The organism is Nitrosomonas halophila (genome assembly GCF_900107165.1).
Classification (GTDB): domain Bacteria; phylum Pseudomonadota; class Gammaproteobacteria; order Burkholderiales; family Nitrosomonadaceae; genus Nitrosomonas; species Nitrosomonas halophila.
Genome location: NZ_FNOY01000007.1, coordinates 43458 through 55849, shown reverse-complemented (window position 1 = coordinate 55849; position 12392 = coordinate 43458). Strand labels below are relative to the sequence as shown.

Annotated in this window: 7 protein-coding genes; 5 read left to right on the top strand and 2 right to left on the bottom strand. The window is 52.9% G+C overall.

Features of this window, described 5'->3' with window-relative positions; translation table 11 throughout:
• Nucleotides 1–18 precede the first annotated feature (18 nt).
• A complete protein-coding gene (locus tag BLV85_RS02945) occupies nucleotides 19–5481 on the bottom strand; it encodes a PAS domain S-box protein (protein WP_090411963.1) in 5463 nt (1820 codons plus the stop codon).
• Nucleotides 5482–6118: 637 nt separating this feature from the next.
• On the opposite strand from BLV85_RS02945, the gene flhD reads away from it, so the two are divergent.
• The 3 genes from flhD to murJ all read left to right on the top strand — a co-directional run bounded on the left by flhD (nucleotide 6119) and on the right by murJ (nucleotide 9189).
• Nucleotides 6119–6436: a flagellar transcriptional regulator FlhD gene (flhD, locus tag BLV85_RS02940; protein WP_090412022.1), complete on the top strand. Its 318-nt coding sequence runs from the start codon at nucleotides 6119–6121 to the stop codon at nucleotides 6434–6436.
• A 25-nt stretch (nucleotides 6437–6461) separates the two neighbouring features.
• Nucleotides 6462–7016: a flagellar transcriptional regulator FlhC gene (gene flhC, locus BLV85_RS02935; protein WP_090411961.1), complete on the top strand. Its 555-nt coding sequence runs from the start codon at nucleotides 6462–6464 to the stop codon at nucleotides 7014–7016.
• Between the two features lie 634 nt (nucleotides 7017–7650).
• Nucleotides 7651–9189: a murein biosynthesis integral membrane protein MurJ gene (gene murJ, locus BLV85_RS02930; protein WP_090411958.1), complete on the top strand. Its 1539-nt coding sequence runs from the start codon at nucleotides 7651–7653 to the stop codon at nucleotides 9187–9189.
• A gap of 169 nt (nucleotides 9190–9358) precedes the next feature.
• On the opposite strand, the gene aroC is transcribed toward murJ, so the two are convergent.
• Entirely contained in the window at nucleotides 9359–10531 is a 1173-nt protein-coding gene (gene aroC, locus BLV85_RS02925) for a chorismate synthase (protein WP_090411956.1), read from the bottom strand.
• A 161-nt stretch (nucleotides 10532–10692) separates the two neighbouring features.
• Here aroC and hemF point away from each other — a divergent pair, with 161 nt between their 5' ends.
• The gene (gene hemF, locus BLV85_RS02920) at nucleotides 10693–11598 is read left to right on the top strand and encodes an oxygen-dependent coproporphyrinogen oxidase (protein ID WP_090411954.1); all 906 of its coding nucleotides are present in this window, start codon (nucleotides 10693–10695) and stop codon (nucleotides 11596–11598) included.
• Nucleotides 11599–11713: 115 nt separating this feature from the next.
• The gene (locus BLV85_RS02915; protein WP_090412021.1) at nucleotides 11714–12301 is read left to right on the top strand and encodes a hypothetical protein; all 588 of its coding nucleotides are present in this window, start codon (nucleotides 11714–11716) and stop codon (nucleotides 12299–12301) included.
• Nucleotides 12302–12392: the final 91 nt, after the last annotated feature.

Here is a 12392-nt window from a genome sequence, read left to right as displayed (position 1 = left end):
ATCTCGCGCGGCATCCGGTTAGAGTAACTGTTCCATTTCGGTTAGCAGTGTATCGCGTAGCGCTTCGATTTCACCGAGGCGCTGTGTGGTATGGGTGTGGCCCGCTTGTTTGAGATTGACCAGTTCGTTGGCTTTGTCATGGATATGATCGTGAAGCGCTAAAATCTGCATGAGTGACGGGTGGTTTGCATAGCGTGCACGGCCGATGTTGTCCAGCCAGCGGCCGAAGCGGCACTTGTGGGGATCCAGGGGGGGCGGGATATTATCATCATCGCGCAGGTAGGCGCCCATTGCCATGACCCAGGCACGTAGCTCGACCATCGAGATCAGTACCGGCAGGTTGTCGCTGTGGATGCGCGGGTACTTTGACCAGGTCGGGTCGGGACGCCAATTGGCGACCCAATCCGGGATGGCTTCAGCCGGCATTGAGCGCGCGATACCGTTGCCCTGAGCGAGGTGGCAACCGAGTGATAACAACATCGCACCATGTGCGGCTGTCTCGACACCCTCGGCAATGGTTCTTCGCCGGAAAGCGCTGGCCAGCCCGAGCACGCCCTCGAGGATGGTCAGGTCATCGGGATCATCGAGCATGCCGCGTACAAAGCTTTGATCAATCTTGAGAAGCTGCGCGGGCAGGCGCCTTAAATAGGTGAGTGTCGAATAACCCGTGCCAAAATCATCCAGCGCAATGCCGACGCCAATTTCCTGGCAGGCTGTGATAATTTCGCCGATTCGGGTAACGTCTTCCAGAGCGCTGGTTTCCAGGATTTCCAGCTCCAGGTCGCCGGGTTGCACATGCGGGTGGCGGACCAGGCATTGTCGCAGCTTGTCCATGAAATCGGGTTGTGTGAATTGCAGGCCATCGACATTGATGCTGACCGCAAGTGCCAAACCAGCGTGTCGCCAGGCTTCGATTTGTTTGGCTGCCGTTTCCAGTACCCAATCACCGATTTCGATACAAAGCGCATCACTCTGGGTGACAGGTAAAAATTCCACTGGCAATAGCAAGCCGTGTTCTGGATGCTGCCAGCGAATCAGTGCTTCGGCGCCGATGATCTGTCCACTGCGCATATCAACCTTGGGCTGATAATGGAGCACGAGCTCTCCATTTTCCAATGCCTGGCGAATGCGCCCGAGGGTTTCGTGGCGTCCCCGCACGGCCTGATCATGCGCGGCATCAAAGATATGGTATCGGTTTTTGCCGGCTTGCTTGGCCTCGTACATGGCTTGATCGGCTTGCCGAAACAGTTGATCGGCATCCACCAGATCGCCTGTCTGAGGGAAGAAACTGACGCCCATACTGGCTGAGACGCGGAGTGTGTGACCGTTGATATGCACCGGTTCAGCGGCTGCGGCCAACAACCGTTCGAGGATCGGTATGCTCGCATCGCTGTGATGCAAATCGAGCAGTACGGCGACGAATTCATCACCTCCCAGGCGCGCCAGCGTATCGCCTTGACGTAACGCCTGCTTCATGCGACCCGATACCAATGTGAGCAGCTTGTCGCCCATATCGTGTCCATGTGAGTCGTTGACTGCCTTGAAGCTGTCGAGATCAAGATAGACCACGGCGAGTAGGGTGGCATGACGCTGCGCCAGGGTCATGGCCTGGCGTAGACGGTCGGCCAGCAGCACACGATTGGGCAAGTCGGTGAGCGCGTCGTAGTGAGCAATGCGCTCGAGCCTGTGATGTTGCTCCTTGAGCTGAGTGATATCCGAGAATAGGCTGACATAACGGCTGATCTCGCCCTTGGTGTCGTAGATGGCGCTGATGGTTTCATATTGTGCGTAGATGGAGCCATCCTTGCGCCGGTTCCAGATTTCACTGGCCCAGTAACCCTTCTGCTTCAGATCATGCCACATGGCGGTGTAGAAGGTGTGACCTTGCCGGTTCGATCTGAGGATACGCGGGGTTTTTCCTAACACTTCGTCACGCGAGAAGCCGGTAATGCGGGAAAAAGCCCCGTTGACATCGACGATTGTGCCGCTCGGGTCAGTGATCATGATGCCTTCGTGGGTATGATCGAATACACTTGCAGCCTGGCGTAGCTGTTGCTCGACCTGTTTGCGCAGGGTGATATCGCGATCTATCCCCCGGTAACCGGTCAGCTTCTGGTTTTCATCAAGAATGGGCATGCCATTGGTTTCCAGCACGACCAGGCTGCCATTTTTGTGCAGATTGATGTTTTCCAGATTCTGGAATGGCCTGCCTTCCGATGCAATGGTATGAAACGCGCGACGGATAGATGCCGCTTCCTCCTTCGGCATGAAGTCGAAGGGTGTTTTTCCCAGAACCTCTTCCGGTGTGTAGCCCAGTAGGGATTCGATTTGCGGGCTGACGTAAGTGTAACGGCCATGGATGTCCATTTCCCAGATCCAGTCGTTGGTGGTTTCGACCAGGGCACGAAATTTTTCTTCATTGGCGCGCAAGTTTCTCTCGGCCTGCTGACGAAATATTTCGGCACTCACGCGGTCATCAAAGACTTCAAGCAAGCGCTTGGCCAGTTCCGGCTGCTGAAGCGGGCGAGTGCCCAGAGCGACCAGGATGCCCATCGGTTGATATTGCTTGTCAAACAGTGCGCCACCGATATAGGACTCAATGTTCATTTGGACCAGCAGTTTGTCTTCCGGGAACAGGGCCTGAACGTTGACCGGGTGGATTTGATAGCCATGTTCCATGACCCTGGCGCAGGGGGTATCGGCCAATGCATAGTGGAAAGGTGTCATGGGCTGGTTTTGCGCCCAGCCTGCGATGAGATGGACCCCATCACGGCTTGGGTTCAGCTGTCCAACAAAGGCGTAGTCCAGTCCCAGCGCTTCGATGAGGTGTCGGCTCACGGCTTCGAAAAAAGCACTGCCGGTGAGCGGCGCGAGTGTGGTGGCGAGCGCGGCCAGGGCTTGCTCGGCCAGATGCTGTTCAGTCACGTCCTGAATCGTGCCCGCTGAGCATAATGGGTCGCCTTTGGCATCGAAGTGGATTTCACATTGTTCGTGGACATATTTGATTCGACCATCTTTCATGAGCAGGCGGTGCGTGAGCTCGTAGGGTTCACGGGTCTGCAGCGAGCGGCTATAGGCTGTGTTGACTGCCTTGCGGTCATCGGGATGGATGGTGTTGATAAAGGCCTGGTAACTGGCGCCGAAATGTGCCTTGTCTATCTCAAAGATATGGAAAATCTCGTCGGACCAAAACAGTTTGTCCTGGACAAGATCCAGCTTCCAGCTGCCGATTCGGGCGATATGCTGGGCTTCGCTGAGTTGATGAGCACTTTCCTTCAGGGCCTCTTCAGTATGCTTGCGGGCGGTAATATCGAGGCGTGTGCCGGACATCCATAGCGGTTGACCATCCGGTGTCCGGCTGATTACCCTGCCTCGATCGAGCACCCAGACCCAATGGCCATGCTTGTGGCGCACGCGCGCCTCGCATTCGAAGGTTTCCATTTCACCGTGGAAATGCCTGTGCAGCGCCTGGTCGATAGGCGCGAGATCATCGGGGTGTGTGTGCGCTAGCCAGGGTTTGGTGGTGATCGGGCCCAGTGTATCCAGTGTATGGCCTATGATCTCGGCCCAGCGTGAATTTAAATGTACTTCATTCGTCTGAAGATTCCATTCCCAGGTGCCTGCGTGAGTGCCCCACAGGATATCAGCCAGGCGTTGGCGTTCTTTTCTAACTGCATTTTCAGCATGCCGGCGTTGCGCGACGCTGACCAGCAGCTTGGCAAAAGTGCCGAGTAGCTCGGCTTCTTCCGCGCCAAATGCCAAACGTGAATGGACCGCATCAAGTCCGACGAATCCGAGGCAATCGCTGCCGCGCATCAGCGGTGCCGTTAACAGGCTTTCTATTTTCTGCGCTTGCAGGATATCTCGCAGGGCACTGGATGGTAGATCGGCGACATTTTGAATAAATAGCGGATTGCCCTGTAAATGCGGGCTGATCCACTCGGGAATCTGGTCAAGCGGGATATGCTGGAGATTGTCTTTTTGTGGGGATACGCCAGGCGCGCACCACTCATGCGTGTTTGAAGTGGTTCGAGAGACAAAATCATAAGTGAAAACATAGGCCCGGTCTGCGGAAAAAAAATGGCTGATCTGCTCGAGTGCTGCATGAATCGCATCGTCAATGCGTTCGAGCGGTAAATCGATCAATTCCGTTGCCAGTTTGGACATCAGTGCGAGATATTCCGAAAGGCGCGCGGCTGCGCGCTGGGCTGCTTTGTGATCGGAGATATCCCGTACGGATGCCTGAAGAAAGATTTGTTTGCCGGCAACGATTTGAGTGAGCTGCACCTCGGCGAGGAAGCGCTGGCCATTCAATCGCTGGTATTCCCAATCAAAAAAGTTCGAGCCTGTCCGGACAGCCTGGCTTATTTCTTCGAGCGCTTTGTCGCTTGATAATTGTCCATCGGGTTGCCGCTCCGGTGAGAGTTGCCAGGGTCCAAGTTGGGTGAATTCATTAATATGCTGCACCCCGAAAAGATCCAGGGCCGCCTGATTGGCATCGGTGAACCGCCATGCCGGCGGCGCCAATGTCATCAAGGCATCGCGGGAGCGGTTGAATAATTCGTGGTAACGTGTTTCGCTCGCCGCCAGATCCCGGGTGCGGCGAATGACTGCCTGGTGCAGCATCAGTTGCTGACGCGTATTGGCATAGAATTGTGCGGCCAACAGACTGATCAAAGCTCCAGCAAGACCGATCAGTATGGCCGTTGTGGGCGCACCCCAGCCTGTGGTCGGGCTGGTGCTCAATATCCACTTGCCATTCGGTACCGGCACTTCGATTTCGACTGGATCATGCAGTAATTCCAGTCCTGCATTGGTGGCGATGATCTGGCGTTCACCCGTGTCAGGGCGAATGCGCCAGAGGGCATAGTGATAACCGCGTTTCGCCAAACCATTGAGGTTGGTCGTTTCCAGGATTTGCGGGAAGCGGATCAGGACGTTGGTGAATCCCCAGAAATGCGCCTCGCCGTTTTCATTGGGGAGGAAAACCGGGTGACGGCCGATTGCGCCGAGGCCGCCCTGGATCAGATTGAATGGGCCTGCAAGTGTGAGTGTCTTGCTATCACGTGCAAGGAAAGCTTCCTGGTTCCGACCGGGATCAGCAAGCAGGTTGTGTCCGATCGCTGGTTCATTGCCTGCTAACGGATAACTGCTTTGCACAATACCGTCTGGCGCAAGCTGAACGGCACCAATGCCTGGATAAAGCGCCATGATTTCCTGTCCCACTGCGGTGAAATTCGGTACTGTGCCGTTGCCTTGGCGCACCAGTGCCGCCAGTGCGCTGGTGGCGGTCAGCGTCTGATGTATGTTCAGGCGTACAAAAGTGGCATGATTGCTGGCCACAACAAGGGCTTCGTCACGCTGGTGCGTCACCTCATGTTGATGGGTTGCATACCCCGCCCAGGCAGTCAATAGGAGTCCAGTGAAGAAAATTGCGATGGCTTCGAGGACAAAGCGGTTCTGGATCACGCCGAGCGGCAAGCTGTTTCTCCTTATCGTTGCAACTTGTTGATATCCTGACAGGATAGGCAGGTAAAAGGAATTCTATCAAACTGAATGGAAATCTGTGATGGTCAAATCATACGTGCTCATGGGGTGTTTTTTTCTGGTCAAATGCCCGTTAATCTGAATAATCTCTCCTGATTATTCTGTCCTGCGGGGCCCTTTAATGGCATTGCGAGTAGAAATAAGGGGCGGTCCAGCTTCTGTTCAGGTAACAGTATGCCATGCGGCAGGCAGTACAATGTGTCTCTGCATGAAAATTTCAGGCAACAATGGATAGATATGGCTTTTATTCAAGAAAGGCTGGACTATTCCAATATGACCGCAATGATCGATTCTGTGCCCTATTTTTCCTATGTGGCTCCAGTATTTTAGCGTCTCTTCAGGCAGACAGGCAGTGGTGTCGGCTGCTTTGTCACATCAAAAAGTTATTTAAAAACAATCTCTTTAAAGTCTTGTTTATTTGTTTGTAGGAGTTTTTCCTACAAACAAACCGGCTCTATTCCTACTGTTTATTTGGCAGCGTTGCCCTTTACTCCCTTTGCGTCAGAGTTAAGAATGCACCTAACATTTCTGCCAATCCGGTTTGGCTCAATTCAGTATGGGGAGTATCAGCATGAAGACGAATCAAATTCTCGATGAAATCAGGGAAGTCAATCTTGGCTACTTGCTGCTGGCCCAGCATATGCTGCGCGAAGATAAGGCGGCAGCAATGTATCGTTTGGGGATCAATGACGATGTGGCGGGTATTTTAGACAAGCTGACTACGAGTCAATTGTTGAAAATGGCTGGATCCAATACGTTGCTGTGCCGGTTCCGGTTCGAGGATAGCCTGATCGCAGAAATACTGACGAACCATAAACAGGACCCAGCGTTGACACAATCCCATGCCGCAATTCTCATGGCAGGTCAGCCTGCCGACACGGTTTCCTAATTCTGATGACAACGGGAGAAGGGTTATGCGAGTAAAAAGCATTTTATCCGAAGGCAAGCAAATCCAACTGGCAACCGAACTTGTTAAACTGGGCGCACGATTACAAGTTCTGGAGGCGTCCACCAGTCTCAGCCGTGAGCGGCTCGTGAAATTGTACAAGGAAGTCAGAGGTGTTTCGCCGCCGAAAGGGATGCTGCCCTATTCGGAGGATTGGTTTATGGGCTGGCAACCCAACATGCATTCCTCATTGTTCGTCAATATTTATAATTATTTGGTGCAATACGCGGGTGTGCATGACATAGAGGCCATTATCAAGAGTTATCAGCTTTACCTGGAGCATGTTCAGGTCAATCAATTACAGCGCGTGCTGAGTTTTACACGTGCTTGGACGCTGATACGTTTCATCGAAAGCAATGTTTTGTCAGTGACGCCTTGCGTCAAATGCAACGGTCATTTTTTGGTGCATAGCCTGGATATCCAGTCCAACCATATCTGCGGCCTTTGCCATGTGCCATCGCGCGCAGGCAAGACCAAGCAAAACTCGCTGAAATCCAAGACCAAACAACAGTGTGCTGCCTGATTGGTGCCATGGTCTCCTCTACCTTGTTTACAATCACCCAAAGAGATATGCGCGATTTTTCTCCTGGGGGCCTTTGCCGGACTTGAGGCATGTGCGTGTGTCGGCAAGCTTGCCGTGCACAGATGTCAAAATTGAAACTATAGCCAACTTATCCACTTCCATTGCTATAGTTGATTTATCTCAAGTCCGGCAGATTCCCGTTGGTCCGAGCTTGAGTGTTTTACACGCTATATACATTCGTTTCAGATTCAGTGCCTGCTTCTCCGATAAGGAAGATCCTTTAACCCTGGCTTTTGGTTGAATGAACTGGCATGTGCCGTTTCTGGCAGCAGTGCCAGACATAGCTTTGCTGCAGTCATCCCATGCGTATTATGAAATCGCTGCAATCAATCAGTGGCGATTGGCTATGAAATCCGGGATAATCGCCTGGATTCTCAGGATGGAGTGATTTTCTGAACCCCTGCTGCTTTGGGCCGTTCAGCCTGGAATTGTCCAGCCATGCCTCGTGCGGCGATACGATCGTTCATATGTTATACAGTCTATGGTTTGAAGGCCTATCAAGCCGCAACTTATGCTTAATCATTGCAACCCTCTGGTTATGCCAGGCGGCAATCAATTGAAGGATCTTGGATAATTGAACCTGCTCAAGGCACTTGCCACCGTCAGTGGCATGACACTGATTTCACGTATTTTGGGGTTTGTCCGGGATTTGATGATAGCAAGGATATTTGGCGCAGGCGTGGCCACCGATGCTTTCTTTGTCGCATTCCGCATTCCTAACTTGTTGCGCCGCTTGTTTGCTGAAGGCGCTTTTTCCCAGGCATTTGTACCCATTCTGGCCGAATACAAGAATAACCGTTCGGACGCGCAAACGCGTGAGCTGATCGATCATGTTGCGACCCTGTTGGGCATGGCGCTATTTGCCATCACCCTGCTAGGCATCATCGCGGCGCCTGTGATTATTTACGTCAGCGCACCTGGTTTTTCTACCGATCCGGACAAGTTTTCATTGACGGTCGAATTGCTGCAGATCACTTTTCCCTATATTCTGTTTATTTCACTGGTCGCATTGGCCGGCGGCATACTCAACACTTACAGTTATTTTTCTATACCCGCCTTTACCCCGGTTTTACTGAATCTTTCATTCATTGGATGCGTCCTATGGCTCGCCCCAGTGATGGATACGCCAGTGTTGGCCCTGGCCTGGGCGGTATTTATCGGGGGCATTCTTCAGCTGGCGCTCCAGATCCCTTTTTTGTTGCACCTCAAAAAAATGCCGCGATTGCGTTTCAACTTTCGGAACAGCGGCGCATGGCGGGTGCTCGGTTTGATGGGGCCGGCCGTATTCGGCGTATCGATCGGGCAGATCAGCATGCTGATCAATACCATCTTTGCTTCGCTCCTGGTGACTGGTAGCGTTTCCTGGCTTTATTATGCGGATCGTTTGATGGAATTTCCGGCCGGCTTGCTGGGTGTGGCGCTTGGCACGGTGATTCTGCCTTCTCTTTCGCGGCATTATGCCCAACACAGCACGGAGGCGTATTCACGTTTGCTCGACTGGGGCCTGCGCCTGACTTTTTTGCTGACTTTGCCGGCTGCCATGGCATTGGCGTTACTGGCGACGCCCCTGATCACGACCCTGTTTCATTATGGCGCTTTCACGACTGAGGATGTCTGGATGACGCGGCAAGCGTTAATGGCGTATAGCGTCGGTTTGCTCGGGCTGATACTGGTCAAAGTCCTGGCACCGGGTTTCTATGCCCGGCAGAACATCAAAACACCAGTCAAAATTGCAGTCATGACGCTTGCGGCTACCCAGCTGATGAACCTGGCCTTCATTATTCCATTACAGCATGCTGGCCTGGCATTGGCCATAGGATTGGGCGCGTGCCTGAATTCGGGATTGCTCTATCATAAACTGCGCGTTCATGGCATTTATCAACCCCAGCCTGGCTGGGGGGTGTTTATGTTGAAAATCATGATCGCATTGGCAGTGATGGGCGGGGTAGTTGGTTTGGCTGCCGGCAGCAGTGCTGAGTGGCTTGCTGCCGGTGCTGCGGAGCGTGCATTGCGACTGGGGGGGATTGTGCTGTTGGGTGCGCTGGTTTATTTTTCCTGCTTGTGGCTGTTGGGATTTCGCTTGCGAGATTTTTCCCGGCAGAGCGCAAATTAGCTACCCTGCTTGAGGAAGTTTTATGCTGCCAGCGGAGGATGCCTGGCAGCTTTTGCAATTCATGCAAGCGCTGTCGCCGCAAGATATGGCACGGCATTTTCCCGGCATTTATCCCGCCAGCAGCGCGTCTGCGCCGGCTTGAGCGGGAATTCGTAGGTGGAGTCGCAAGTCATGAGGCTTCATTGGGCTCTGGATCTTCTGTGATAACAGACGGGCAAGATGGTTTATCTTGCTCGGGCTGGCCGGTATAGTGGCCTGGTATGCGCGGCGTGGTCGCTACGACATCAGCGTTCTGGGCACGATGACGGAGTGCATGATCCATTAAAACGATGGCCAGCATGGCTTCCACGATGGGTGTGGCACGGATGCCGACACAGGGATCGTGACGGCCATGTGTCTGGACGATGGCCGGATTACCTGCTTTATCGATCGAACGCCGCTCCAGGCGGATGCTGGAGGTCGGCTTGATCGCCACATTGACCACCAACGGCTGGCCAGTTGAGATTCCGCCCAAAATACCGCCGGCATGATTGCTCAGGAAACCGTCCGGCGTGATTTCATCCGAATGTTCGGTGCCTTTCTGTGTGACGCAGCCAAAACCGGCCCCGATCTCAACACCTTTCACGGCATTGATGCTCATCATCGCATAAGCGATTTCAGCGTCCAGCCGGTCATAGACCGGTTCACCCCAACCGACCGGCACGCCTTCCGCAACCGCGCTGATTCTGGCGCCGATCGAATCGCCCGATTTGCGCAAACTGTCCATAAAGGCTTCCAGTTGCGGGACATAGTCGTTGTTCGCAGCGAAGAAAGGATTCTGATTGACATCCTCCCAGCATTCAAACGGAATGACTATCGGGCCAAGTTGCGCCATGTAGCCCCGGATCACAACACCATAACGCTCGCGCAGCCATTTTTTTGCGATCGCTGCCGCAGCGACCCGGACAGCCGTTTCGCGTGCAGAGGCGCGCCCGCCACCACGGTAGTCACGGATGCCATATTTCTGCCAGTAGGTATAATCGGCATGACCTGGCCGGAAGGTATCCATGATCTTGCTGTAATCCTTGCTGCGCTGGTCTTCGTTGCGTATCAGGAGTGCGATGGGCGTGCCGGTTGTTGTGCCCTCGAACACGCCCGAGAGAATCTCTACCCGGTCTGCTTCACGCCGCTGCGTGACATGACGGGAGGTGCCGGGTTTGCGCCGATCGAGTTCCGATTGAATATCTTCGGTGGATAATTGCAAACCGGGCGGGCATCCATCGACGATACAACCAATGGCAGGGCCGTGTGATTCGCCAAATGACGTCACACAAAATAATTTTCCGAGTGTATTGCCAGACATTCCTAATCCTTGGTAAATCGAGAAGTGAAGTCTAACATAAGCAAAAGTGAGAAGATGGACAGGCAGCGTTGTTTACTATGCTGATGGGCGTGTCAAATTCCAATGCATGCGGGTAAAATGGGGCGAGTGTCAATATTGTATCGGAGTCAACCAGGAGGATTATGAATACCGCACAAGTCAAGGAATATTTGCTCGATCTGCAGAACCGGATCGTGAGTGAACTGGAGCGAGTGGATGGCAAATCGTTTCGCCGCGATGCCTGGGATCGGCCGGAAGGGGGCGGGGGGGCAAGTTGTGTGATCGAGGAAGGCAATGTGCTGGAACGGGGGGGTGTTAATTTTTCTCATGTTTACGGCAGTGGTCTGCCTGCTTCGGCGACTGCCGCCCGGCCCGAACTGGCCGGCAGGGCATTTGAGGCAACCGGGGTCTCGCTGGTGCTGCATCCGCGTAATCCTTATGCACCGACCGTCCATATGAATGTCAGATTTTTCGAAGCAACCAAGGAGGGCGCTGAACCTGTCTGGTGGTTTGGCGGCGGGATGGATCTGACACCTTATTATGGTTTCGAGGAGGATGCAGAGCATTTTCATCGAGTCTGCCGGGATGCGCTCCAGCCATCAGGAGAAGCGTATTACCCGCGTTTCAAAAAATGGTGTGATGAGTATTTCTATCTGAAGCATCGTAAGGAGCCACGTGGTATCGGGGGCATATTTTTTGATGATCTGAATCAGCCGGATTTTGCGACTTGCTTTAGTTTGACAAAGAGCGTGGGTGATCATTTCCTGCCTGCTTACGTGCCAATTTTGCAGAAGCGGTACGAAACGCCCTATGGTGAGCGTGAGCGGAATTTCCAGGCTTACCGGCGCGGTCGATACGTGGAATTCAACCTGGTATGGGACCGCGGTACACTCTTTGGTTTGCAGACGGGCGGCCGGACCGAATCCATTTTGATGTCTTTGCCTCCCATTGTTAAATGGCGTTACGACTGGTCGCCCCAGCCAGGCAGTCCGGAATCGAAGCTCTATACCGATTTCCTGATCGGCAAGGACTGGCTGCAATTGGCTTGAGTACCTATATCTGCATCGCCAGGTTGCTGGCGAATCAGTCTTGTATAAGGATAGGGATAGGGATGAGGCGCGGCTGCATACGATCAATCGAGTCAAAGCAGGGAAAAAACCAGTTGTGAATGAAAGAATCAGTCAGTTACTCGCACAAATTACCGTGTTGGAAGATGAGTTGCGAGCGGCCCTGAACGAGCAGCAATCCACGATCGTTTTTCAGATCCAGGGAAAGCGCATTAAATTCGAGCAATCGATTAAGGAAGCCCATCAGCGCCTTAAGACAAATTTTTTTCGCTGGCTGGTTGTCAATCGTCCGCAAAATCTGATAACCGGGCCGATTATCTATGCCATGATAGTTCCATTGCTGATTACCGATTTCTGTATCAGCTTATATCAGGTGACCTGCTTTCCGATTTACGGTATTCAGAAAGTGCGTCGTTCAGACTATATCGTGTTTGATCGAAAATATCTTAATTACCTGAATTTCATAGAAAAATTTCATTGTACCTATTGCGAATATGCGAATGGTCTGATTGCCTATATGAGAGAGATCATTGCGAGAACCGAGCAGTACTTTTGCCCGATTAAGCATGCCCGCAAGCTCCTGGACACGCATTCCCGCTACGCCAGATTTATGGAATACGGGGACGCGCAGGATTATCATGCCAAGCTTGAGGAATATCGCAGAGCGCTCGAGAAAGGGAAGTGAGTGGTGGGGAATTTGGATTGAATTTGTATTGGCAGGCTTGAAATTGTCCAGAACAAACGCATATTGGTTGTAAGTTGATAATCAACAGTCG

What these genes read in the sequence shown, in the direction of transcription:
- flhC (WP_090411961.1), top strand. Translation starts at nt 6,462, where the DNA reads ATGCGAGTAAAAAGCATTTTATCCGAAGGCAAGCAAATCCAACTGGCA.
- aroC (WP_090411956.1), bottom strand. Translation starts at nt 10,531, where the DNA reads ATGTCTGGCAATACACTCGGAAAATTATTTTGTGTGACGTCATTTGGC.
- hemF (WP_090411954.1), top strand. Translation starts at nt 10,693, where the DNA reads ATGAATACCGCACAAGTCAAGGAATATTTGCTCGATCTGCAGAACCGG.
- flhD (WP_090412022.1), top strand. Translation starts at nt 6,119, where the DNA reads ATGAAGACGAATCAAATTCTCGATGAAATCAGGGAAGTCAATCTTGGC.